Origin of the sequence: Thermovibrio guaymasensis (assembly GCF_003633715.1) — a bacterium.
Taxonomy (GTDB): domain Bacteria; phylum Aquificota; class Aquificia; order Desulfurobacteriales; family Desulfurobacteriaceae; genus Thermovibrio; species Thermovibrio guaymasensis.
Genome location: NZ_RBIE01000001.1, coordinates 889,508 through 914,424 on the forward strand (window position 1 = coordinate 889,508; position 24,917 = coordinate 914,424).

The following is a 24,917-nucleotide window of genomic DNA, read 5'->3' on the forward strand; positions in this document are numbered from 1 at the left end:
CCTAAAATTAATCTATCATATTCCAATTTAAAGGAGTTCCTTTTTTTATATTAACCTTCGCTTTCTTACCTATCACCTCCTTTAAGAACCGAGGATGTAATCCACCTGCAGGCCTTACAGATCTAACGTTTTCCTCTGTAAAAACTTCTCCAGCTTTAACATCCTTAACAACAAATAACGACCTAGCATACTTCCTAGCTTCCTTCATACTATCACTAAGCTCGTAAGAAACTTTTCCTAAAGCTATTTCCACCTCCCTTATAGCTTTCACCATTTCCTTGAACTCATCAGGCGTAAGAGAAAATGCTTTATCCGGAGTATCTAAATCCTTGGATAAAATAAAATGCTTTTCTATTACTTTCGCTCCTAAAGCTACTGCAGCAATTGGCACAGAAATTCCTAAAGTATGATCCGAAAGTCCTACTATACAACCAAAAGTTTCTATCATGTTAGGAATTGTCTTCAAGTTTACATCTTCCAAAGAAGTAGGATAAGCTGAAACACACTTTAAAAGAATCATCTGGTCATTACCAACTCTTTTACAAGCTTCAACTGCTTCTTGAATATCACAGAGAGTGGCCACTCCCGTAGAAATCAAAATAGGCTTACCTTTTGAAGCAACATACTCTATGAGAGGAATATCCGTTATTTCATAAGAAGCAATTTTATACGCAGGAACATCTAACCCCTCTAAGAAATCTACGGCAGTTTTATCAAAAGGAGTAGAGAAAAAAACTAATCCTAGTTTTTCAGCTAATTCCTTTAATTCGTAATGCCATTCCCACGGAGTGTAAGCTTCTTGATAAAGCTCATAAAGAGTCCTTCCATCCCACAAAGTGCCACCAGTAATTTGAAAAAATTGGTTCTTACAGTCTATAGTTATAGTATCTGGAGTATATGTTTGAAGTTTAACCGCATCTGCTCCGGATTCTTTTATAGCATAAATAGTATCTTTAGCCAATTCTATGTCCTGTTTATGGTTCGCTGAAAGTTCTGCTACAATAAAAGTAGGACCGTTAAAAGAAACTATTTTCTTTCCAATTCTTATTTCCTTCTGCACTTTATCCTCCTTTGTCTAGTTTACTTAAACTACAACTGGGAAAACTAATTCATTTATCCTCTGAACGACTTCAATCATTTCTTTCTCTGACTCAAAATCAAAAAAATATATCCCAACTTGATTTCTAAGATAATCTTTTATTTCTGTCCCTATATTCATTAATTGAATTTTATAGATAATTTTCCTTTTCAGGGAACTATCAACAAATATTTCTTTCAATACGCCGTTTCTTGATGCCATTAAACAATGTCTAACTACAAATCTCTTTCTGCTTGCTACAAGCAACGAATACTCTATCCTATCACCAATAAAAGCCTTAACAGTCGCCTCCGAATATTTTATCCCAGTCGAAAATTCAATTAGATAAGGGAAAAGATCCCCTGGTATCCTTCTAGAAACATCAATAATGTAAGGAATATTGTTCTTTAGGATAACCTGCAAATGGAAAGGACCATCTTTCAAACCTAAAAGCTGAATAATCTTCTTTACGTTTTCTCTTAGTATTCCCAATGAACTATTATTTATTTTTATTGGATAAGCCGTTGTTATTAAAAACTTATTTAAGTAAACATCATCTTTTGCTACAAAATCAAAGGCAATATCGTGATCTTTTACAAAAACCGAATAAGCTATGAGCTTGCCATCTATGAATTCTTCTACTAGGACTTCCTTTTCTTGAGAAGTTTCTTGAGCAAGTTTTATGGCTTTTTTTAAAGCGTTCCTGTCTTTAGCTACAGAAACACCCCTACCTCCAGAAAGACAAAGAGGCTTGACTATACAGGGAAAAGAAATATTAATAGCATCTATTTCTTCAATAGAAGAAACTTTCACTCCTTTTGGCACTAAAATATTGTTTGTTAAGCAAAACTTCTTAAAATTCCATTTATTATGAATTATATTAATCACATTCAAACTATCAAAATTTCCTATTTTGTGTTTTTTCCCTAAAATTATCGTATTTATTAAAGCCTTTTCTCCGCATCCGGGAATTAAAACATCAACTTTTTCATCCATAACTATCGCTGAAACCTTATCTAAATCATTAAAGTCTATTTTATAGCTTTTATCAGAGAACATATGTCCCACATAATAATCTCTATTTCCTAGAGTTATGACAAAATATCCCAATTTTTTAGCTGCCATAATAAGAGGAATATCTCTGTGACTACCTCCTAGTATCAATGCTTTTTTCACGATAGAACCTCACTAGTTTATTAACTAATCTTTTACTTCCACGACCATCAACAATATTTCTACCTATTAAGGATCTTCTCCTTACTTTAGTATAATTACTCATCATAAAATGAAGGCTAGACCTTATTTTACTTAGTAACAATGGATCTTCGTAACTTAAATACTCTTTTAAATAGCCTTTATTCACGAATTCATACAAACCTCTTCTCTGATTGTCAGCTACGCAAATAGCAATAGTAGGAATCTGCAAATATGCAAGTTCGTAAAGGGTCATGCCGGCAGCCGATATCGCTAAATCACTCATGGCCATTTTTCTAGCAAGCACTCCCGGATCTGGATTTAATAGAACTTCCACATCAGGAAAGTTCTGACGAATATCAATAGCTATCTTCCTGCTACCAGTTACTACTACCTTTCTGAACGAAGAGAAAGTATTTTCCTTTAGTAGCTTTAGAACTTTAGCAGATAAATTAATCACATCTGTTCCACCAAACATAAGAAATATCTGATTTATCCTATCTTTTTTATCTTTTCGAATTTTAGAAATTTCAAGAAAGGCTTTTCTTATAGGTATATATTGAGGACCCAACAGGTAGTAATTTGACTCATTTTTTCTATTCTCAAAGATTTTTTCAGCACATAAAGAAAAATTAACAATTATTCCTCTAGGATAATCTATTCTAGCATTATCATCTAAGAATACAGGAATTTTAACTTTGCTTGAAATTTCTTCATATAGGTCATAATCTGCAATATAACTATCAACAATTACAATATCAAAGTTTTCCAAAGTTTTTAAAACTTCTTTATTTTCCAACCAATTCACTTCTTTGAATTCAAGAGTTTTATAATATATTTTATCACTTAAATCAATATATACAACAGGTTTTATTCCAATCTCTATAAAAGCTTCGTAAATAGCTGAACATCTAATGACATGCCCCAATCCCCTTTTTTCTCCTCCTTCAGTTAGAATTGCTACTTGCAATTTTCCTCCAAGAACCTTTTCACTCTATTTAGTTCTTGTAATTCAAGTATTTTCACTGCTTCTTCCAGTTCTTCTTCAAAAGAGTCATAAATCTTCTTCTGAATAACCCTGTGATTAATTAGTTTTAACCATGGTTTCTTTAGGAATAACTCTATAATATCTTTCGTAGTGAAAAATTTCTTTTGTGGATAAAGATACTCAAAAACGGCACATAACAAAGCATAATCCTCAGGAGTATCTAAAGTAACACGTATGTCAGGTGCATAAAGAGAAGTTTCTGCTTTCATTAGCGCTATTCTGAATTTTTGTGGCGCTGTTTTATAAATATAAGGACACACATGCTCTCTCTCAAAATCTCTATTAGCTTCTCTATGAGCTAATTCCAAAGTAGAGAAAGTGAAAACTTCTACATCTCCACATCCATGAGGATAACTCCTTTCTACTCCAACATAATCTAAGTTATCCTTTAATAGTTTACTAATAGCTTTATCTACAATATTCCAATCAATGCAAGGACAATCACTTGTAATTCTTGCTATTATATCTATATTGTTTTTCCTAGCACATTGATAATACCTCTCAAGCACGTCTTTTTCACTACCTCTAAAGCATTTTACATCTTCCTTTCTTGAAATTTCAACTATAGGATCATCTTCAGGATTGACTGTAGTTGCAACTATTATTTCATCAAGCATATTCGATTTCTTTAATCTTCTTATAACTTGTTCCAGTACAGTGACCCCACTACCATATGGAAGATCTTTTAAAACTTTTTTAGGAAATCTTGTTGATGTAGTTCTTGCCTGAACAATTGCCGCTAATCTCATACTATATCTAACCTCTCAAATTTTACGCAGTGTTACTTCCCATCGCCGTAAATCAAAATGAATTTATCCATTCTTTATCAAGACAGTACAGGATTATCCTAATCAAAATTTATCTTTTCTCCCTGGAAAAGTCCAAGTAATAGACGATATCTCCCTATTTTTTCTCAATATTTTATCTCCACTTTATTATTAATTATTGAAGATTTAACAATTGCATCAAGCACTTTAAAACTCTCCTTTTCATCCTTAAATGTCCATATGACGGGATTCACAGAATAAGGTTTACCCTTTAAATAATTCTCTAAAGCATCTGCTATCTCATAATAAAGATTAGCAAACGCTTCTATAAATCCTGCCGGATGTCCAGGTGTCATTCTATTGTATAGTCTTACCTTCGAAATCTCAAGGTTAGCTCCTCTATCCAAAATACATTTTTTCCCGTTCCTATAGTTTACATATAGTTTCTCCGGTTCCTCCTGAATCCAAACAGCTGATGCCTTCGTACCGTAAATAGAAACTTTTAGGCCATTCCTATTTCCAAATGCAACTTTACTAACCCATAGAAAACCTGTTGCTTCATCTTCATAGTCCAATATCACCTTTACTTCATCAACAACGTTGTAAGAAGAAAAAGATTTAAGCACAGAATAAACAGATTTTATCCTTTTTCCAGTAAGATATTTAGAGAGACTTAAAAGATGAGACGCAAGATCAAGCAGTATAACAGGTATGTTACCATCTTTTTTTCTCCATACAGGAGGATAATCAACAGATTTTGGGGGTCTTAGAAAGCTTTCTTGAGGCATCTCAAGATGGATATTGATGACTTTTCCGAAGATACCCTCTGAAATCATCCTTTTTAATTCACAAAGAATAGGATACGCTATATAATTGTAAGTAATTACAAGGAATTTATCATTTAAGTCTACCTCATTTTCTAACTTTATTAATTCTTCTAAAGAAGAAAATAAAGGCTTTTCACATATAACAGGAATATCATTCTCCAATAGTTTTTTAACTACCCTAAAATGATCAGGCGTTGGAAGTAAAACAGACACTGCATCCAATCTTTTTTTTTCTTTCTCTATAAATTCTTCAAAGGAGTTATAGAAACGTTCTACATCCCAGAATTCTGCAGTCTTCTTATTTATTTCTAAATTTCTACTGAAAACTCCTGAGACTACTTTAAATCTCTTATCCATTTGACTAGCAACAAAGTGGGTATAGCCTACAACTGAGTTTAATCCACCTCCCAAAATACCTAATCTAAACAATGGATAATTCCTCCATAAAAACTTTAATTTTTAGGAACACAATAGAGTACAGTCTCTAACCCAAAATGCCCGTGAACTCTTATATAAAGTTTATAAAAGGAAAACTCCTTACTTATTAAAAGCGGTATTTCCCACAAATCTTCAGGACGATGATAAATAGATACAGCTAAATAAGGTTTCTCTTTTTTAATTACTTCCTTTGCACCTTTAAGAGCTTCCATTTCTGCTCCCTCTACATCCATTTTTATGTATGTAGGAGCTGAACCTTTTAGTATTTCATCAAGGGTTACAAGAGGAACAATATTTTCTGACGAAACATTAGATATCCTTGATGAGGAGCCTGCCGAATCAAAGCCTGCATATCCAGGAGAACTCCACACTGCAGCAGGAATGACAGTAAAATCCGTTCTTGGATATAAGTTCTTTAAACATTTTATCGTTTTATTCAAAATATGTATATTTTCCCTTCCAGGTTCAAAACATACTATAGATTCCACTTTCTCGCCATAAATATAAAATAGCCAAGGAAGTGTATCTCCTATAAAACTTCCAACATCCACAAATTTTATTTTTTTCCAACTTCTCGGAATTATACCCATTGGGAAATACAAAATCTCCTTTGAAGGAAACAAATAAGACTCATAGGAAAAATTTTCTCTAAAATTTATTATTCTTTCTAAGAATTTTTTACTTTGCTCATCTGCTAAAATATCTTCTACTTTACGAAGTTTTTCATAGTTTAACATCCTTTTTCTTTCTTTTCTCCACCAAAGATGTTCATCTTCTAAGAATAGTTTAAAAAATTCAGGAAATTCTTTTAACCATTCAGTAAAATTAATTACTTTAGTAAATCCATAATCTTTCAATATTTGTGAAGAAAACAGATATCTATCTCCAACTATTTCCTTTATTACTTTAGGAACTTTATAGGGAACCTCCAAAACAGAAACATAAACAACTACATTCTTTGGAGCATCCTCTAACTTGTAAATTGGTACATCCCCTAGAGAATTTCTTCCTGAATACTGATCTATATTTATACCTCTCTTCTTTAAAACCGAATATAGCTTCTTTCCAAGCTTCCCTGCGCCGTATATAGCTACTTCCATTATTGTCCTCAAAAAGCTGTTTTTAGTTTTTCACTAAAACTTTCGTTATTCAATTGTTATACCTACTAGCTTACAGTACGCAAAAATTTAAAACTTTATATTTCTTTTCAAAAGTTCCAATTTTTCTTTAAGCTCTTCAATAGAAAGCCATTTTTCATTTCTATCAGAAGAATATTTAAATCCTTCAGGAACCTTTTTAGCTCCTTTAGTAAATGCTCCACTTTTCTTTTTCCAATTGATAGAAGGATAAATAACATAATAATCGCCAAAATCATATGTTGTTCTTGCGTCTTCTTCAGTTATCATAATCTCATGAAGCTTTTCTCCTGGTCGTATTCCAACTTTAACTAACTTACAATCAGGACATATAGCTTTAGCTAAATCAACAATCCTAAAAGAAGGAATTTTTGCAACAAAAATTTCTCCACCTAAGGAATCCTTTAAAGCTCTTAAAACGAGAGCTACTCCTTCTTCCAAAGTTATCCAAAATCTAGTCATTCTAAAATCAGTAATTGGAAGTTCTTTTTTTCCTTTATTCACAAGGCTCATAAAAAATGGAATAACAGAACCTCTACTGCCTGCAACATTCCCATATCTAACAATAGAAAAAGAAGTTTTTTTTCCACCAGCATAAGCATTTGCAGCTATAAAAAGTTTATCCGCAACTAACTTTGTTGCTCCATAAAGATTAATAGGATTAACTGCTTTATCCGTAGAAAGCGCAACAACCTTTTCCACACCCCTATCAATAGCAGCATTTATCACATTCTCAGCTCCATAAATATTTGTTTTAACAGCTTCTATAGGATTATACTCCATTAAAGGAACATGTTTTAAAGCAGCAGCATGAATGACTATATCAACTCCATCAAAAGCCCTATAAAGACGCTCCTTATCTCTAACATCCCCTATAAAAAACCGCAATTTTTCTATATGTTTCTTAAATTCCTGTTGCATCCAGTACTGTTTATACTCATCCCTGGAGTAAATAATTACCTTTTTAGGATTAAAATCTTCCAAAATCTTTTTCGCAAACGCTTTACCAAAAGAACCTGTACCTCCGGTTATTAGAATCACTTTATTATCGATACTCACAATCTACCTCCTCGATTAGATTTAAACTAATCTACCAATATCAAATTTTAATTTGAAAATATTTATCTTTTTCTCTTACTAACATCTTCTCAATTATACTCTTTATGAAAGTGAACTACTCCTCATTTCAATGAGGAGTTTCCCGCTTCAACGAGGGCGTTAGCTCTCTCCACGGGCGTAAGCTCGGGCCGTTCCAGCCCTACCACTCGTATGGTGAGCAACCCCTTTAACTGTTTTAGTCCTTCCTTTAGCAGGTTCAGGGGTGCATTGTAATCCCTATCGTGTTCTGCTCCACACTTGGGACACTTCCACTTCCTATCAGACAACTTGAGGTTCTCGTTCTTGTATCCACACACAGAGTAGAGTTTTGATGAGGGATAAAACAGGTTTATCTTGATGAGCTTCCTACCGTAGAGCTTCGCTTTATACTCCAGATAAGAGATAAACCTTCTCCAGCTTGCGTCTGCTATGTGTTTGGAAAAGTTGCTGTTTTTGAGTAGTCCCTTGACGTTTAAATCCTCTACTATCACGGCTTGGTTATCGCCGATTATTTTCTTGCTTAGCTTATGGAGAAAATCGTTCCTCTGATTTACTATCTTTTCGTGTAACTTTGCTATCCTCCTTTGGAGCTTGAGATATTTCTTGCTCCCTTTTACCTTCCTTGATAGCTTCCTTTGGAGCTTTTGGAGTTTCTCTTCTGTTTTTAGTAAGTGTCTTGGGTTTTCTATTTTCTCTCCCGTTGATAAGGTACAGAAGTGGGTAAGTCCTACATCTATCGCTACTACATTCTCCGTTTTCGAAAGTGGTTCTATTTCCCTGTCAACGAGAACATTAAGATAGAACTTACCCGATGGAAGTTTTGTTATGGAAACGCTCCTTACTTTTCCTTCTATCTTCCTGTGCTTTTTGAACTTTATTGGTGTTTTGAGTTTTGGTATTTTGATTTTGTTTCCCTCTATGCGAAAGTGTTGTGGTATTGATATGCTGTTTACACTCTTTTTGCTCTTGAATTTGGGAAATTTTGCAAGTCCTTTAAAGAAGTTCTTAAAAGCTCTATCAAGCCACTTTACCGCTTCTTGAAGTGATTGAGTGTTTGCTTCTTTGAGAAAAGGGGATTCTCCTTTAAGTTTTGGAAGTAGTTTTTTGTATTCGTAGTAGTTCCACTTCTTACCTTCTTTCTCGTAGTTTTCTTTTGCTATCTCAAGGAGCTTATTGTATACAAACCTGCAGTGTCCTATCTGGCGGTTTAGAAACTCTACCTGCTCTTTCGTAGGATAAAGCCTGAATCTGTAAACGTAGAGCATCTATTTCCTCTTCTGGTTCTCTAAATATTTGCGTATCACATCCTCAGAATTTGAACCTATTGTTTCTATATAGTAAGACGGATTCCACAAATGTCCTTTCCACAGTTTCTTTTTAAGCTCTGGAAATTTTAAAAACAGTTTTCTTGTGCTTATTCCCTTTACCATCTTTACTATGTATGAAGGAGCTATTTTCGGATGTGCTGATACAAGGATGTAAACGTGGTCTTGCTCTCCTACTTCTACCATCGCTACTTCAAAACCTTTCTCTATTCCGCTTTCTACCATCACTCTCTTGAGGAAATCTTCCACTTCAGGAGTTAAAACTTTTTGCCTGTATTTAGTTGAAAATACTATGTGGTAATTGCAGTTATATACGCAGGTTCTCCCTCTTCTTATGTTGGATTTCAAGTTTGATTTTCCCATACAGATTGTATATCACGCTCACATGAAAAAGCAAAGAGATAGCGCTTATTCGTAACTGACACATAGTTACATAACGGCTTACGCCGTGCGCTGTATCTCTCCTTTGAAAAGGAGAGGATTAACGCAAAATTTATCCTAAATAAGATTTAGCTTATTTCTAGTTTTCATAAATTTCCCTGAAAACTCCCTCAACTATTTCCAAGATATAATATACATCTTTATCAGTCATACGAGGATATATAGGCAAACTTATTTCTCTCTCATAAAATTCCTCTGCCACCGGACATTCACCTCTGAAATACCCTAATTTTTGATAAAAAGGATGAAAATAAACTGGTATATAATGAACCTGAACACCTAATCCTTTTCTCCTTAGGAGATCAAAAACCTCCTTTCTTTTTTCCCTATCTTTTACCTTTATGGGATATAAGTGGTAAGCATGATACACATAGTCCTTTTCCGGAGGAATTTCAAAATAAAAATTACTCCTGAAAGCTTCATTATAAGTTTTTGCAATTTTTCTTCTTTTCTTAACAAATTTATCAAGTTTTTTGAGTTGAGAAATTCCAAGAGTTGCCTGAATATCACTCATACGATAGTTAAATCCCAAAAAATGCATTTCGTAATACCATTCTCCTTCCCAATGATTAATAAATTTTCTTTTATCTTTAGTTATTCCATGATTTCTAAACATCAAAAGTTTTTCATAAATATCCTGTCTATTAGTTAATACAGCCCCTCCTTCCCCCGTTGTTATGTGTTTAACTGGATGAAAACTAAAAACAGTAGCATCTGAATATTTACAACTTCCTATCTTAAAATTTCTATATTTTGCCCCTAAAGCATGACAAGCATCCTCAACTATATGAAGTCCATACTTATCAGCAACCTCTTTTACTTTTTCCATATCACACGGATGACCTGCATAATGAACAGGTACTATCAATTTAGTTCGAGAAGTTATCTTTTCTTCCAAAAGCTCAACATTTAGATTACCAGTATCCATCTCAACATCACAAAAAACAGGTCTTGCTCCTAAAAAAAGTCCTGCATTTGAAGTTGCAACAAAGGTTAAAGGAGATGTTATAAATTCGTCTCCCTGCTCTAATCCTACAGCAAAGTAAGCTGCATGAAGAGCAGATGTACCAGAGTTAAAAACAACAGCATACTTAGCTCCTAAGTATTCTGCTAATAAACTTTCAAATTCCCTAATTCTAGATCCTTGGGTAATAAAATCTGTCTTTAAAACATCAATAACAGCATTTATATCTTCATCGTCAATCCATTGTCTCCCATAAGGAATCATCTCTTTTACAAATCCTCCGACGTAAGCAGCAACTCTTTATCAAATGATATTTTTAACAATTTCCTTTCTATAAAGCTTAAAAACAATATCCTGACCATAAGTTTCAATTGAGAAAAGGCTAAAGTTGAAAATTTCACAAAGCTTACGTGAGCTACCTCTAAATATAGGAATAAAGTCTCTACCCATTAAAACTTTAGGAGCATAAAAAACATAGAACTTATCAACATTGGAATTTTCAAGGAGATATCCTGCCAAGCTGCTGCCTCCTTCACATAGAACCGAGTATACTCCCAGCTCCTCTTTTAAGGAGGTTAAAGCCTCCGTCAAATCTATAACTCCCTCAACCCCGAAAACCGGAAGTAGCTTGACCCCCAAATCTTTCAAAATTCCAGCTTTGTAGGTTAGAAGAGAGCTCTGATCAGTTATGACAACCAGCTCCGATGCCCTCTCTTTAACTAATCGACAGTTAGTAGGAATTTTTAAGGTAGGATCAACAACAACTGCAAAGGGTTGTTTTTCAACAGGATATTCTCTAACAGTAAGAAGAGGATCGTCTTTCAGAACCGTTCCTATTCCTACCATTACAGCGTTGTAGTAAGAGCGAAGTTTATGAACGTAAGCTCTTGCCTCTTTGCCTGTTATCCACTTTGAGTTTCCTTCCTTATCGGCAATTGCTCCGTCGAGGGTTGAAGCTAGTTTCAGTGAAACGAACGGACGAGGACTTTTTAAGTTAAAGACAAAGTCCTCTATGAGCTCAAAACACTCCCTTTCAAGAACTCCTACTTCAACCTCTATACCTGCCCTCTTTAACCTTTCAATTCCACCGGAAGCTACAGGGTTTGGATCCCTAACGCCTATAACAACCTTTTTTATCCCCGCCGAGATTATGGCTTCTGTACAGGGAGGAGTCCTTCCGTAATGGTTGCAGGGTTCTAAAGTAACATAAAGGGTAGCTCCCTTTGCTTCCTTCCCTGCTCTTTCAAGAGCAATCCTCTCAGCGTGGGGCAAACCTGCCCTCTCGTGGTATCCGGTTGAAATTACCTTACCATCTTTAACAACAACTGCACCAACGGCAGGGTTTGGAAGTGTTTTTCCCTTTCCCTTATAACCTTCAGAGAGAGCTAACTTCATAAACCATTCATCTTTTGTCAGTTCAACCCACAAAGGGAGCTCCTTTTATTAAAAACCTTTTAAGTGGTAATAAACGTAAAAAATCAGAAGGCCAACGAGGAAGATAAAAATCCCTATCTGTTTACCTACCGGCTTCTTAAGTCCTTTACACAAGGAAGTTCACCGCCTTCTTAATCTCTTTCATCTTTTTCCTGGCAATCTCAGAAGCCCTCTTTGAGCCCTCTCTAAAGATATCAATTAGAGAATCCCTATCTGATAGGAGCTCCTCCCTTTTACTCCTTATCGGTTCAAGGAAGGAGTTGATATTCTGAGCAAGGAGTTTCTTACACTGAACGCATCCTATTTCTCCCTTCCTGCAGGCCTCCTCAATCTCTTTAACCTTCTCTTCGGGAGTAAACATTTTATGGTAGGCGTAAACTGTGCAAACTTCAGGATGGCCAGGATCTGTCTTCCTCACCCTTGCAGGATCAGTAACCATTGAACGAACTTTCTTCTCAACTTCTTCCTTAGAGTCTGAAAGGTAAATACAGTTCCCATAGGACTTACTCATCTTCCTACCGTCAAGGCCGGGAAGCTTAGGAGCTTCAGAAAGGTAAGGCCTAGGCTCAACCAAGAGCTCCCCGAAGAACCTGTTAAACCTCCTTACAATTTCCCTGGAGAGCTCCAGGTGAGGAAGCTGGTCTATTCCAACCGGAACAGTATCGGCATCGTAGAGAACTATATCGGCAGTCTGCAGAACAGGATAGCCTAGAAAACCGTAAGTTGCAATTTCCCTGTCCTTGAGGTTCTCCATCATCTCTTTGTAGGTCGGGTTCCTCTCAAGCCACCTGACGGGAGTAATCATTGAAAGGAGCAGGTGGAGCTCTGCGTGTTCTTTAATCCAGCTCTGAACGAAGAGTGTACTCTTTTCGGGAGTAAGACCGCAGGCAAGCCAGTCGGCCATCATCTGAACCGTATTTTCGGCCAAATCTCTCGTATCTTGGTAAGAGGTAGTTATTGCGTGCCAGTCGGCTATGAAGAAGAAGCTCTCTGCCCTATCCTGGAGCTCCAGCCACGGTTTTAGAGCTCCAAAGTAATTTCCAAGGTGTAACTTCCCAGTCGGCCTCATTCCAGAGAGAACTCTCTTTATATCCTTAGGCTCTTCGTACTTCTCAAGGGCTATTTTCATTTCTTTGTCAACGTTTGAGAGGATAAGCTTCTTCTCCATACTTACTCCTCAACCTCCTCGTACCTGTCCATTATTCTCCTATAAACCTCTTTATAACTTTCAACTACCTTACCCATTTCCTTCCTGAACCTATCCTTATCAAGTACTTCACCTGAAGACTTATCCCAGAGACGGCATGAGTCTGGAGTGATCTCGTCTGCTAAAAGGATTTCACCGTTGCACCTTCCAAACTCCAGCTTAAAGTCAACAAGCTGAATGTCTATCTCGTCAAAGAACTTCTTAAGGAGCCCGTTTACTTCAAGGGCGGTCTTTGTCATCTGACCGAGCTCCTCCCTCGTAGCCCAACCAAAGAGGTAAACGTGATTTGGACAGACCATCGGGTCGTGAAGCTGATCGTTCTTGTAGAAGTATTCAACTAAAGGCTCCTTTAAAGGAGTTCCCTCCTCTACTCCATACCTCCTTGAGAAACTGCCGGCAGCAACGTTTCTAACTACTACTTCAACTGGAATAATCTCACACTTCTTTACAAGCATCTCCCTTGGAGATAGCCTTTCAACAAAGTGGGTCTTTATTCCGTGCTTTTCAAGGTACTTAAATATAACTGTTGAGATGGCACAGTTTATCACGCCCTTATCCTCAAGGACTTCCTTCTTAGCTCCATCAAAGGCCGTAGTGTCATCTTTAAAGTAGGCAACAAGGAGGTTATCACTATCGGTTTTATAGAGAACCTTTGCTTTCCCTTCGTAGAGCTTTTCTCTCTTTTCCATAATCCTTTCTCCTTTACTTAGTTAGTTTAATCACTGAAAATTATAAAGGAAAAAGCATAACCGGTGTATAATTTACAGCTCTACAAGGATTCCTCGTGAGGGCTTAAAGATGAAAGAGTACTGCGGAGTTTTTGGAATATACAACAACCCAAACGCAGCTTACTATACTTACCTTGGTCTCTACGCTCTTCAGCACAGGGGACAGGAGAGCGCCGGAATTGCAGTAACCGATGGAAATAGAATCGCCTACCACAGGGACTTTGGTCTAGTCTCATCCGTATTTAAGGATGAAAACTTAAAGAGACTTACCGGACACGTAGCCGTGGGCCACAACAGATATTCAACTTCAGGAGCTTCAGACTCGCCAGATAACATTCAGCCGATAGTTGTCTCCTTTAAAAACGGACAGATGGCTATAGCCCACAACGGAAACCTGGTAAACGCTCTTAAACTGAGGGAAGAACTGGAAGAGGAAGGTTCAATATTTAGGGGAACTTCCGATTCAGAAGTTATAGTTCACCTAATAGTCAAGTCTAAGAAAAAGAAGTTCCTTGACAAACTAATGGATGCCTTAGGTAAGCTCAAAGGAGCCTACTCCCTCCTTGTTATGACCAACAAGAAATTAATAGCGATTAGGGATCCTTGGGGATTCAGGCCACTGTGTATGGGTGAACTTGATGGAAGTCCAGTCTTTGCCTCAGAGACCTGTGCATTTGACCTGATTGGAGCTAAGTACATAAGGGACGTTGAGCCGGGAGAAATAGTCTTGATTGAAAACGGTCAGATGAGGAGCTACAGGATTCCCGGCTCAGAAGGAGCAAGGAAATCCCAGTGTATCTTTGAGTTTGTCTACTTTGCAAGGCCGGACAGCAAAATATTTGGGAGAAGCGTTTACGAAGTAAGAAAGGAGTTTGGAAGGAGACTTGCCAGGGAGAACCCAGTTGAGGCTGATATAGTCGTTCCAGTCCCAGACTCTGGAGTAGTTCCGGCACTAGGTTACTCCCAGGAGTCGGGAATCCCCTTTGAGCTTGCCCTAATTAGGAACCACTATGTCGGAAGGACTTTTATAAAGCCCCAACAGAAGATGAGGGATATAGGAGTAAAAGTAAAGTTAAATCCGGTACCAGAGTTACTTAAAGGTAAGAGGGTAATAGTTATAGACGACTCAATAGTAAGGGGAACTACGAGCAGGAAGATAGTAAGGATGCTCAGGGAAGCTGGAGCAAAGGAAGTCCACATGAGGATCAGCTCTCCTCCAACAAAGTGGCCCTGCTACTTCGGAATTGACACTCCCACTAAAGAGCAACTAATTGCCTCTTCCCACTCTGTTGAGGAGATCTGCCACTACATTGAGGCTGACTCTTTAGGGTACTTGTCCCTTGAGGGAATGATTGAAGCAGCAGGAGGAGGTAAGGAAAACTTCTGTACAGCCTGCTTTGACGGAGACTACCCGATAGAAGTTCCCGAAACGATAATCAAACAGGCTAAGAAAGATTAGTGGCGCGCCCGGGGGGATTTGAACCCCCAACCCCAGGCTCCGGAGGCCTGTGCTCTATCCGGTTGAGCTACGGGCGCAGAGGTTAAAGGATAATATAGGACTTGAAGGGATATGGGTAAACTCCTTCAGCTCAGTTGTATCCTACTCTACTTAGTATCAACAGTAGCCGCCATTTTGGTAGTTAGCAAAGTAATTGAAGTAAGGTCAAAGTGTACGGAAGAGAAGAAGAAGATAAGCTCTCTCGTTTCAGAAATTAGGGATTTAAAAGATGAAAACACGAGGTTAATGGTAGAGTATTACTCAAAGGTAAGACCAGAGTTGGTAGATAAGAATAGCAGTAACCTTAAAGACTTTAACGAGGACGAGGTAGAGTACATTAGATGAGGCTTTTTATCCTCTTTAAGGAGCTCCTTTCAAAGTTATACGGCTTCCTCAAACCCTTTAAAGAAGATAGGCTCAACTACTTCTTCTTTATGAGCCTCCTTTTAGTAATTATCTTTACGTGGAGGATATTTGACCTTTCATACTTTAGCAAGGAAAAGTGGTTAAAACTGGCCTCATCCCAGTTTACAGGGATATTTAAACTCTCAAGTGAAAGGGGAGAGATTTTAGACAGGAACGGAAGTTTACTTGCAGCGAGCTTAAAAGTAATCTCCTTTTACCTAAGGCCAACAGAGATTAAAGACTGGGAGCTCTTTAAGGAAATAATTAAGGGAAAACCTTCCGTAATTGAGCAGTACGCCCAGAAGTCGGGGATAGGTGAAAAGAGGATTTCCAAAATCTTAGAGACCCTTAAACCGCTATCCGTTATCTCAGATGAGGAGCTCCGAAAGGCCTATGAAAAGAAGTACACGGTAGTTGTAACTAAAAGCGGCAAAAAGATCAAAGTTCCCTTTGTTTGGCTGAAGAAGGACGTTCCTGAAGACCCCAAAGAAGTTAAAAGGGCAGTAAGAACTGCACTAAGAATTTACTACACCCTATCTGGAGAGAACAGGTTTAGAAAAAAACACCCGGACCTTATTGGATTTTTAACAGAGTACGTAAGAGTTTACCCCTACCAAGTTGGCTCAACTGTAGTTGGGATAACCAATAAGTTTGGAGAAGGTCTCTACAATCTTGAATACCTCCTTGAAAAGGAAAACGTTATAACTGGGGACGTCTTAAAACTCTCAGGAGAAAAGGACGTTCAGGGAAAGGTTTACTTAGGAAAGGAAGCAACTGTTTTCCTAAGGAAAAAAAAGGGGAACAACGTTGAGTTAACAATAGACGGGAACTTACAGTACATATTTGAAAAGACAGTTGAAAAGTATGGAAATAAGTGGCATCCAAACTTTATAAACGCCGTCCTTATGGACCCTAACAGCGGTGAAGTTTTAGCCGCAACCTCCTGGCCTTACTACAAGTACGGCCAAAAGAGGACAAAGGAGAATCTCAAGCACCTAATCCCAAGGTTCATTACTTCCCCTTACGAACCTGGCTCAGTTATGAAGCCTCTCGTTCTAGCGGCAGCCCTTAACGAAGGCTTAATAACGAAGGATACAGTTTTTCACTGCCCTCCCACAATGAAAGTGGGAAACAAAGTCTTTAAAAATGAGTTCCACGGAAGGGACGTAAAACTAAGGGCTTGGGAGATTATCGAGTACTCAGACAACGTTGGAATAATTCAGGTTGCCCAGCTCCTCGGAAAAAGGAAACTATACCAGTACTACAGGAATTTCGGCTTTGGTAAGAGGACGGGGATAGAGCTCCCCGGAGAAAGCCCCGGAATTTTACGCAACTGGAAAAAGTGGAGGGACGTTGACTTTGCCACTCTCTCCTTCGGACACAACATATCGGTAACTACACTCCAGCTCGCTGCAGCCTACTCTACTTTAGTAAACGGAGGGATTTACTACAAACCTAGGATACTCAAAGCAGTTATTGATGAGAAAGGGAAGGTCGTTAAAGAGTTTCAACCTGTTAAATTAAGGAGGGTTATATCTGATAGGACCTCAAAGGTGATGAGAAGGATCTTAACAATGGTTGTAGAGGGAGGAACAGGAGTAGGAACAAAACTCGTTAACTTCTACATCGGAGGAAAGACTGGAACCGCCGTAAAGTACGACCCTAAAATAGGAGGCTACAACAGGAGCAAGATAACAGCCACCTTTGCCGGTGCCTTCCCTATAACAAACCCCCGTTACGTTCTCGTTGTAACTGTAGATGAACCGAAAGTCCCCAAAAATATGCTCTGGGCAAGTAAAATTGCGGTTCCCCTCTTTAAAGAACTTGCCCAGAGGGTTTTGCTGTACGAAAGGACACCGCCGGATAAGAGGGAGTATAGGGTAAAACCTGGAGGGGAAATCACTTATACCGAAATTAACAGAGACTTTATACTTACTAACGGCCTTGAGCAGAAGAAAAAGTAGTAGAATTCACAAGATCAAAACAGGTGAAGGAGCAAAGGGAAATGATTGAGATAAAGTTACCTGATGGAAGTACTCTAGAGTTTGACAGGCCTGTAACTGTAAAGGAAATCGCTTCAAAGATATCAAAAAGCCTTGAAAAGAACGCAGTAGGAGCGGTCTTTAACGGCCAGATCGTTGACCTCCACACTCCTATTAAGGAAAGTGGAGAGATAAGGATACTAACTCCTAAAGACCCTGAAAGCCTTGAAATACTAAGGCACAGTACAGCTCACATTCTAGCAAAGGCCGTCAAGAACCTCTACGGAAAGGAGAAAGTTAAACTGGGTATAGGCCCGGCAACTGAGGAGGGCTTCTACTACGACTTTGACCTTCCCGAGACCATCTCCCAAGAAGACCTAGAGAAGATAGAGAGGGAGATGGAGAGGATAGTAAAGGAAAAAGAGCCCTTTAGGAGAGAAGCGATAAGCAGGGAAAGGGCTAGGGAGCTCTTTAAAGGTGACCAGTATAAACTGGAGCTCTTAGAATCAATTCCTGAAGGAGAGGAAATCTCAATCTACTGGCTCGGAGAGGACTTCTTTGACCTTTGTAGGGGGCCTCACGTTGAGAACGCCGGACAAGTAAAGGCCTTTAAGCTCCTATCAACTGCCGGCGCCTACTGGAGGGGCGACTCAAGGAACAAGATGCTCCAGAGGATCTACGGAACCGCATTCTGGAAGAAGAGTCAGCTTAAAGAGTACCTAAAACGCTTAGAGGAAGCAAAGAAGAGGGACCACAGGGTTATAGGTAAACAGCTTGACCTTTTTGGAATTTACGAGGAGGCCGGCCCCGGACTCGTCTTCTGGCATCCAAACGGCGCCGTAATCAGGCAGGAAATAGAGAAGTGGGTTGAGGAGGAGCACAGGAAGAGGGGATACCAGAGGATCTACACTCCCCACATAATGAAGGCAGACCTCTGGAAAATCTCCGGCCACTACAACTTCTACAGGGAAAACATGTTCTTCGTTCCAGTGGTTGAGCACAATGAAGAGGAGAGACTTGGAAACGAGGAAGTTCCTCTAACCTGTGAGGAAATTGAAAAGGCCCACTGGTACGCAGTAAAGCCAATGAACTGCCCTGGCCACATCCTCATATACAAATCCCAACCCAGGAGCCACAGGGAGCTCCCAATCCGCTTCTTTGAGCTCGGAACAGTTTACAGGTACGAAAAGAGCGGTTCCCTCCACGGTTTACTGAGGGTCAGGGGCTTCACACAGGACGACGGCCATATCTTCTGTCGCCCCGACCAGCTCAAAGAGGAAATTCAAGGCGTAATGGACTACATACTGGAGCTCCTTAGAATATTCAACCTTGACTACATAATCAACATAGGAACAAAGCCAGAAAAGTACATAGGAAGTGATGAGGCCTGGGAGCATGCAACAAAGGCCCTAATAGACGCCCTCGAAGAGAGGGGATTTGAGTACAACATAGTTGAGGGAGATGGGGCCTTCTACGGGCCAAAGATTGACATAGCCGTCTTAGACGCAATTGGAAGGAAGTGGGACGGCCCAACGATTCAGGTTGACTTTAACCTTCCAGAGAGGTTTGACCTAACCTACGTAGACAGGGACGGACAGAAGAAGCGTCCGGTTATGGTCCACAGGGCAATAATGGGAAGTATAGAAAGATTTATCGGCCTCCTCATAGAACACTACGCAGGCCTCTTCCCAACCTGGCTTGCACCTGTTCAGGTTGTAGTTATCCCTGTTAGCGACAAGTTCCTTGATTACGCAGAGCAGGTCTACAGAAAGTTAAAGGACGCCGGAGTAAGGGTAAAACTTGACGACGAAAGCGCAAAGGTCGGCTATAAAATCAGGAAAGCTGAAACCCAGAAAATCCCCTACATGCTTATCGTGGGAGCTAAAGAGATGGAAAATGGAACGGTTTCAGTCAGATCAAAGAGAGAAGGGGAACTTGGAACCATGACAATAGAAGAGTTTTTGGATAAAATCCAAACTGAAATAAAAGAAAAACGCTAATTGGAGGAGGTAAGCCATTAGTAAGAAGCTTGAACAAACGAGGGTAAACGAGAGAATCAGAGCAAGGGAAGTTCTCGTTATTGATGAAGACGGAACAAAACTCGGAGTAATGCCTACCTATAAAGCCCTTGAAATTGCCAGGGAAAAGGGGCTTGACCTGGTGGAGGTCTCTCCTAACGCAAAACCTCCGGTTTGCCGTATTATGGACTTTGGAAAGTACAAGTACCAGATGCAAAAGAAGATGCACGAAGCAAAGAAGAAGCAGAAAACGGTTGAAGTCAAAACTGTAAAGGTCCGCCCGAAAACCGACGAACACGACCTCCAGGTAAGGATAAAACAGACGAGAAAGTTCCTTGAGAAGGGGAACAAGGTAAAGGCTGTCGTTATGTTTAGAGGAAGGGAGCAGGCACATGTTGAGATTGGAGAAGCCCAGCTCATGAAGATATACGAAGCTGTTCAGGATATTGCAGAGATGGAGAAAAAGCCCAAGAAAGAAGGCAGAGACATGATAATGATACTTGCACCTAAGAAAAAATAGCTTATAATTCCAACCCGTTTAAAACCCAAAGGAGGCTTAAGATGCCCAAGATAAAGACCCGTAGGTCTGCCGCCAAGAGGGTAAAAGTTACGGCAAAGGGGAAAATAAAGCACTGGTCCCCTAACAAGAGCCACCTCTTGACAAAGAAGAACAGGAGAAGGAAGAGAAGGCTTAAGAAGGCCAAGTATCTAGAAGGAGCTCAGGCAGCAAACTACAAACAGCTGGTCATCTACATGTAGCTTGAGCAGGCTTAAAGACCCTTTAAAGGGCGCCTGCAAAGCTAAAAAGGAGGTAGAAGATGAGGGTCAAGTACAGCCCAAGAAGGAAGAGAAGGAAGAAGCTTAAGAAGCTGACAAAGGGTTACTTTGGAGGTCGTTCAAGGCTCTACAGGACGATGAAAATTGCAGTAATGAAGTCCCTCTTTTACGCCTACGAGCACAGGAGAACGAAGAAGAGGGACTTTAGGAGACTTTGGATTACGAGGATTAACGCTGCAGTAAGGCCCCTTGGACTCAACTACAGCAGGTTTATTCACGGTCTTAAGAAGGCTGGAATTGAGCTTGACAGGAAAATACTTGCAGACCTCGCTGTAAGGGACCCTGAAGCCTTTAAAGCAGTTGTAGAAAAGGCAAAGGCAGCCCTTTCTGCTTAAGTCAATTGGGGGCTTTTGCCCCCTTTAAACTTTTAGCTCTCCGTCCTCCATTAAAACGAAATCCCTTCCGTTCTTCAGCTCAAGGATAACTGTCGGCCTTTCAATTAAAAGGTCTATGTGGAGGTTCGCCTTTACCTTCCCCCCAAAGGAGCTGTTATCTCCAAGGGCTATGTGACAGGTTCCTAAGATCTTCTCAGCCTCTAAGATGTTAGTCTTAACCTTAGCCCTTTCGTTGGTTCCAACTCCAAACTCTGCAACGTTATCTGCGTTTCTCTCCTTATGGATCAAGGAATTGATGAAGGTTGAGAAATCGTCCTCCCCAAGAGCTTCCCTTACCCTTCCAGACTCAACTATAAACTTAACTGGAGATTTAAGCTCCCTATCTGGAGCGTAACGGGTTACGAAAACGCCCTCTGCAGTTCCTTCAACAGGAGCTACAAAGGCTTCCCCTGCAGGAAGGTTTCCAAAATCCCCCGGAGAACAGATTTTCCCCGTATCAGCAAGCCCTTCCCTTCCGTCTAAGGAAAACTTTAAATCTGTTCCAAGGGGACAGGTAATACGGGCAGAGACTGAATCTGTTAGGAGAGAGGCAATTTCTATAGAACGCCTTGAAACTAAGTTCCAGTTTGCCTGTAAAGAGGTATAGAACATAAAGGGTTCAAAGAGGGGCATACTTGCAAATCGAATTGAGAGGAACTCTGAACAGAGTTCCCTAAATAGGGTATGGGAGATTGAGTGTTGGTTAACGGCTATTACGGCAGTTGGAAGTTGATTTGGAGAAGTTGTTTCAAGGAGTATCTCCTTTACCTCAAGTTCGTCTGATGACGAGAGCTCCTTCTTTAAAATCCTCTCAAAGAGCCCCTTCTCTTTAACCTCTTCAACGAACTCCTGACCGAAAACTGCCCTCCAGACGCTCTCAGGGGGCTCAAGGCCGTGCCTTCCAGTTGGCTGGTAGGTATGGTGAAAAACCGGAATATTTAGGTTAGTAGCCTCCCAGAAGAGGAGCTCCCCAACCCTCTCCTTATAGGTATCTGTCAAAATGGCAAGTTTATCATCCCTTCCACAGCAAAGGTTCTGCTTAAGGACCTTCCTCACCCCCCTCTTTACCTCTTCATCCTTCCAGTCCCACATACCCACATCCCACCTCCGTTCAATTAAAGATTTCCTTGGCCCTCTCAATAACTTCTTTAGCAACCTTCATTGGTATTCCAATCTTTACAAGCTCCTCAGGAGTGATGAGGGCAAGCTCCCTTGGGTCGGGATAAAACCTGTTTAGGAGCTCCCTCCTCTTTACCCCCAGCCCCTTAATACCGTCAAAGGGACTCTTTAGCATCTCCTTAGTTCTAACCTTCCTATTGTAGGAAATTGCAAACCTGTGAGCTTCGTCTCTTATTGAAGTAAAGAGCCTAAAGAGGTGTGGGTAGTTCTTAAGTGGAACAACCTCCCCGTCGTCTGTAAATATAGTCTCCTCCCTCTTTGCAAGGGAGAAAACTCTAAAGTTAAGTCCAAGTTCGTCTCTAACTTTCAAAGCAACGTTAAGCTGGCCTACTCCACCATCAATAAGCGCAAGGTCTGGAGGCTTTACCTCACCAGATTTAATTCTCTTAAACCTTCTCCTTAAAACTTCCTCCATTGAGGCGTAGTCGTTAACCCCTTTAACGGTCTTAACCCTGTAGCGCCTATAGTTACTCTTAACGAACCTTCCACTTTCCCAAACTACGCAGGAACCTACAGTCCCGCGTCCCTGAAGGGTAGAAATGTCAAAACACTCAATTCTGCTGGGAAAAGAGTCAAGGAAAACCCTTTCAAACTCCTCAGATACCGCCTTTAAGGATAGGTTGTAACTAACAGGTTCCCTGTTCCTTTTAACGAGGGAAAGGAGCTCATTTGGAAAGAGCTCGGTCCTTATTGAAGGCTCAAGGGAGGTGAAATTGGCAACAACCTTTTCCGGCGGAGGGTTTTCTGAATAGGTGTTCTTTAGCCAAATTGTTCCGATAACGTCAACGTTAAGCCTTTCTTCACCGTAGTTAAAGAGAGCCTCAAGGAGACTCTCCTCCCAGGGGTCTACTGGATCAAAAGTAAAAATCTCCTTACCGTAAAGGATTCCGTTTCTAACAGTTAGCTTTATCCCAGAGAAGAGACCTCCCTTTTCTTCCAAGTAGAAGAAGTCGGCATTTGGAAACTCCTCAAATAGGAGAGCTCCCCTCTCATAAACGTTCTTTATAGCTATAAGCTGATCCCTCAGTAGGGCAGCCCTTTCAAACTGGAGGTTCTCAGCTGCCCTCTCAATTTCACAGTGGAGCTCCCTAATAAGCTCTTTTACGTTGCCCTTTAAAAAGGAGAGAGCTCCCCTAACCTGCTTCCTATAGTCCTCCTTCGTTACCTTTCCCGCACAGGGAGCAGTGCACCTTTCAATGTAGTACTCTAAGCAGGGCTTATCTCTCCTCTTAAGCTCTTTACACTTCCTAAGCTTAAAAACTTTGTGGATTAACTCCTTTAAACGGCGGGCATTTTTAGGGGGTATGAAAGGGCCAAACTTTTCTCTCCCAATTCCTCCCTCCCTCTTCCTAACGAGCTTAACCGTAGGATACTCTTCTTCGGTTATCACTAAATAAGGGTAGCTCTTATCGTCCTTTAAGAGAACGTTAAAGGGAGGCAAGTACTTCTTTATAAGCTCAGCCTCAAGGGCTAGTGCTTCCCTTTCGTTCTTTACAACTATGAAGTCAAAATCGGAGGAAGCCCTTACTATCCTATAGCTCTTATCGTTAGGGTTAGTTGCACTTAGATGTGTTGAAAGCCTGCTCTTTAAGTTCTTTGCCTTTCCAACGTAGAGAACCTTCCCACTCCTATCCTTAAAGAGGTAAACACCGGGGAGCTCGGGAACCTTATCTAACTTCTCCTTCATCTTTCACTGTAAGAAGCACATGAGTTTGGAGTTTCGTTTATTGATACCTTGTAACAGTCAACTCCCAAAGGCTTAACGTTTTCCTTTACAAAGTAGTAAAAGAACCTTGCCAAGTTCTCTGAAGTCGGAGAACCTTTAAAGAGGACAATTCCGTCAACTAGCCTCTGGTAGAAGTCAAGGATTGGGTCACTCTGGAGAGGAGAACTTCCGAAGGTAACGAAATTGCAGGTGGAAATTTTCCTTAAAGTTAGAGACCGTCCAAAAAAGCTCTTTAACCTAAAGTTCTCGTCAACAATGGTAATTCTCGTCTCAAAAGGAAATTTAATCTCCTTCCCGTCAAGGAGCTCCAGCTTGCTAAAGAAGAGTTCAAAGGCTGGGTCATCCACTCCGATAATCAGCTTGTGGTCAAAGCAGTCGTCAATAAATTCCTTTAACCACTTTAGGTGACCAAAGTCGGTTACCATTTGACTTTGAGAGAGCTCCCCCGTTAAGTAAACCGTAAGCTTATAGTTGTGGCCGTGGCCGGGAAGACGGCGACACTTAGGATAATCGCTACCCGCCCACTCCCTATTCAACCTCTGAGAGTGAACCGAGTGGGCTGCGGCAAACTCAAAACTCTTAGAAATTACGAACATTACTCCTCTCCTTCAGGATTGAAGTTTAAGAAGCTAACGATAGTCGTTCCGTAGTGGCGCTTTTCAACGAGCCACTCCTCATCTTCAGGTATAAAGGGGTTCTTCTTAGGCTCCTCCAGGATTAAAAGGCCATCTTCATCAAGTAACCCAAGGTTCTTAACCATATTGACAACCCTCGTGTAGTAACCCCTTTCGTAGGGAGGGTCTGCGTAGATAAAGTCAAACTTCATTCCCCTTTTTCCCAGCTTCTTAAGGGCTTTTGTAAAGTCATCACAGATGATTTCATACTTTTCAGGAGGAATACCTAAGGACTTCAGGTTCTCCCTTATGAGTTTACAGAAACGCCTATCACTCTCAACGAAAACGACCTTTTCTGCACCCCTGCTTAAGGCCTCAATTCCAACGGCTCCCGTCCCTGCAAAGAGATCAAGGAACCTGGTATCTTCAAGGTAGTTGTTGAGAATTGAGAAAACAGACTCCTTAACCCTCTCGGTTGTAGGCCTTAAAAGTTTAGTGTCCTCCCTTTTCGGCATTGATTTAATCTTCCTTCCTCTATACTTTCCACCTACAACCCGCATACCTTTACCTCTTTAGGAGTTTAAGTCTTAATTTAATCT

Annotated in this window: 24 protein-coding genes and 1 tRNA gene; 7 read left to right on the forward strand and 18 right to left on the reverse strand. The window is 40.0% G+C overall.

The annotated features are described in order from the left end of the window. Nucleotides 1–7 precede the first annotated feature (7 nt). The 13 genes from pseI to purC all read right to left on the reverse strand — a co-directional run bounded on the left by pseI (nt 8) and on the right by purC (nt 13,646). Nucleotides 8–1,060 carry a pseudaminic acid synthase gene (gene pseI / locus C7457_RS04595; RefSeq protein WP_121170443.1) on the reverse strand — a complete coding sequence of 351 codons (1,053 nt, stop codon included), beginning with the start codon at nt 1,058–1,060 and terminating at the stop codon, nt 8–10. Nucleotides 1,061–1,084: 24 nt separating this feature from the next. Then, nucleotides 1,085–2,254 (reverse strand): ATP-grasp domain-containing protein, encoded by a 1,170-nt coding sequence (locus C7457_RS04600; RefSeq protein WP_121170445.1) that lies wholly within the window; start codon nt 2,252–2,254, stop codon nt 1,085–1,087. Then, nucleotides 2,226–3,242 (reverse strand): PseG/SpsG family protein, encoded by a 1,017-nt coding sequence (locus C7457_RS04605; protein WP_121170447.1) that lies wholly within the window; start codon nt 3,240–3,242, stop codon nt 2,226–2,228. Before C7457_RS04605 ends, C7457_RS04600 begins: the two co-directional genes overlap by 29 nt. After that, nucleotides 3,233–4,069 (reverse strand): cytidylyltransferase domain-containing protein, encoded by an 837-nt coding sequence (locus tag C7457_RS04610; protein WP_121170449.1) that lies wholly within the window; start codon nt 4,067–4,069, stop codon nt 3,233–3,235. Before C7457_RS04610 ends, C7457_RS04605 begins: the two co-directional genes overlap by 10 nt. A gap of 164 nt (nt 4,070–4,233) precedes the next feature. Further along, complete coding sequence (locus C7457_RS04615; RefSeq protein WP_121170451.1) at nt 4,234–5,343, reverse strand: Gfo/Idh/MocA family protein; 1,110 nt, start codon at nt 5,341–5,343, stop codon at nt 4,234–4,236. A 23-nt stretch (nt 5,344–5,366) separates the two neighbouring features. Next, nucleotides 5,367–6,452: an FkbM family methyltransferase gene (locus tag C7457_RS04620; protein WP_121170453.1), complete on the reverse strand. Its 1,086-nt coding sequence runs from the start codon at nt 6,450–6,452 to the stop codon at nt 5,367–5,369. Nucleotides 6,453–6,539: 87 nt separating this feature from the next. Further along, a complete protein-coding gene (gene pseB, locus C7457_RS04625) occupies nt 6,540–7,547 on the reverse strand; it encodes a UDP-N-acetylglucosamine 4,6-dehydratase (inverting) (protein ID WP_245939582.1) in 1,008 nt (335 codons plus the stop codon). Nucleotides 7,548–7,669: 122 nt separating this feature from the next. After that, nucleotides 7,670–8,851 (reverse strand): RNA-guided endonuclease TnpB family protein, encoded by a 1,182-nt coding sequence (locus C7457_RS04630; RefSeq protein ID WP_121170455.1) that lies wholly within the window; start codon nt 8,849–8,851, stop codon nt 7,670–7,672. Beyond that, a complete protein-coding gene (tnpA, locus tag C7457_RS04635; RefSeq protein ID WP_121170457.1) occupies nt 8,852–9,274 on the reverse strand; it encodes an IS200/IS605 family transposase in 423 nt (140 codons plus the stop codon). Between the two features lie 157 nt (nt 9,275–9,431). Continuing rightward, nucleotides 9,432–10,580, reverse strand: coding sequence for a UDP-4-amino-4,6-dideoxy-N-acetyl-beta-L-altrosamine transaminase (gene pseC / locus C7457_RS04640; RefSeq protein WP_121170459.1), 1,149 nt, complete (start codon nt 10,578–10,580; stop codon nt 9,432–9,434). Between the two features lie 39 nt (nt 10,581–10,619). After that, nucleotides 10,620–11,744, reverse strand: a complete 1,125-nt coding sequence (ribD, locus tag C7457_RS04645; RefSeq protein WP_245939584.1) for a bifunctional diaminohydroxyphosphoribosylaminopyrimidine deaminase/5-amino-6-(5-phosphoribosylamino)uracil reductase RibD — start codon at nt 11,742–11,744, stop codon at nt 10,620–10,622. Between the two features lie 112 nt (nt 11,745–11,856). Next, nucleotides 11,857–12,840, reverse strand: a complete 984-nt coding sequence (gene trpS, locus C7457_RS04650; RefSeq protein WP_170137364.1) for a tryptophan--tRNA ligase — start codon at nt 12,838–12,840, stop codon at nt 11,857–11,859. Nucleotides 12,841–12,920: 80 nt separating this feature from the next. Next, complete coding sequence (gene purC / locus C7457_RS04655) at nt 12,921–13,646, reverse strand: phosphoribosylaminoimidazolesuccinocarboxamide synthase (RefSeq protein ID WP_121170463.1); 726 nt, start codon at nt 13,644–13,646, stop codon at nt 12,921–12,923. A 109-nt stretch (nt 13,647–13,755) separates the two neighbouring features. On the opposite strand from purC, the gene purF reads away from it, so the two are divergent. Beyond that, the gene (gene purF / locus C7457_RS04660; RefSeq protein WP_121170465.1) at nt 13,756–15,144 is read left to right on the forward strand and encodes an amidophosphoribosyltransferase; all 1,389 of its coding nucleotides are present in this window, start codon (nt 13,756–13,758) and stop codon (nt 15,142–15,144) included. Here the strand turns inward: purF and C7457_RS04665 are convergent. Further along, nucleotides 15,145–15,221 (reverse strand) — tRNA-Arg (locus C7457_RS04665). 34 nt (nt 15,222–15,255) lie between these two features. Here C7457_RS04665 and C7457_RS04670 point away from each other — a divergent pair. Genes C7457_RS04670 through rplT form a run of 6 tightly spaced genes read left to right on the forward strand, consistent with a single transcriptional unit; the run spans nt 15,256 to nt 20,760 of the window. After that, entirely contained in the window at nt 15,256–15,528 is a 273-nt protein-coding gene (locus tag C7457_RS04670; RefSeq protein ID WP_121170467.1) for a hypothetical protein, read from the forward strand. Beyond that, on the forward strand, nt 15,525–17,552 hold the full coding sequence (locus tag C7457_RS04675; RefSeq protein ID WP_121170469.1) for a peptidoglycan D,D-transpeptidase FtsI family protein: 2,028 nt from the start codon (nt 15,525–15,527) through the stop codon (nt 17,550–17,552). Before C7457_RS04670 ends, C7457_RS04675 begins: the two co-directional genes overlap by 4 nt. 41 nt (nt 17,553–17,593) lie before the next feature. Beyond that, on the forward strand, nt 17,594–19,570 hold the full coding sequence (gene thrS / locus C7457_RS04680; protein WP_121170471.1) for a threonine--tRNA ligase: 1,977 nt from the start codon (nt 17,594–17,596) through the stop codon (nt 19,568–19,570). 16 nt (nt 19,571–19,586) lie between these two features. Beyond that, nucleotides 19,587–20,108 carry a translation initiation factor IF-3 gene (infC, locus tag C7457_RS04685; RefSeq protein WP_121170473.1) on the forward strand — a complete coding sequence of 174 codons (522 nt, stop codon included), beginning with the start codon at nt 19,587–19,589 and terminating at the stop codon, nt 20,106–20,108. A gap of 41 nt (nt 20,109–20,149) precedes the next feature. Beyond that, nucleotides 20,150–20,347, forward strand: coding sequence for a 50S ribosomal protein L35 (gene rpmI, locus C7457_RS04690; protein ID WP_121170475.1), 198 nt, complete (start codon nt 20,150–20,152; stop codon nt 20,345–20,347). A gap of 59 nt (nt 20,348–20,406) precedes the next feature. Continuing rightward, a complete protein-coding gene (rplT, locus tag C7457_RS04695; protein ID WP_121170477.1) occupies nt 20,407–20,760 on the forward strand; it encodes a 50S ribosomal protein L20 in 354 nt (117 codons plus the stop codon). Between the two features lie 24 nt (nt 20,761–20,784). Here rplT and C7457_RS04700 read toward each other — a convergent pair whose 3' ends face one another. From C7457_RS04700 to rsmD, 4 genes are read right to left on the reverse strand one after another with little or no spacing between them, the layout of a single operon-like run. After that, nucleotides 20,785–21,891, reverse strand: coding sequence for an aminopeptidase (locus tag C7457_RS04700; RefSeq protein ID WP_121170713.1), 1,107 nt, complete (start codon nt 21,889–21,891; stop codon nt 20,785–20,787). 19 nt (nt 21,892–21,910) lie between these two features. Then, a complete protein-coding gene (gene uvrC / locus C7457_RS04705) occupies nt 21,911–23,665 on the reverse strand; it encodes an excinuclease ABC subunit UvrC (protein WP_121170479.1) in 1,755 nt (584 codons plus the stop codon). Beyond that, nucleotides 23,662–24,300, reverse strand: coding sequence for a 6-carboxytetrahydropterin synthase (locus tag C7457_RS04710; protein WP_121170481.1), 639 nt, complete (start codon nt 24,298–24,300; stop codon nt 23,662–23,664). Before C7457_RS04710 ends, uvrC begins: the two co-directional genes overlap by 4 nt. Next, nucleotides 24,300–24,878, reverse strand: coding sequence for a 16S rRNA (guanine(966)-N(2))-methyltransferase RsmD (gene rsmD / locus C7457_RS04715; RefSeq protein WP_121170483.1), 579 nt, complete (start codon nt 24,876–24,878; stop codon nt 24,300–24,302). Before rsmD ends, C7457_RS04710 begins: the two co-directional genes overlap by 1 nt. Nucleotides 24,879–24,917 lie beyond the last annotated feature (39 nt).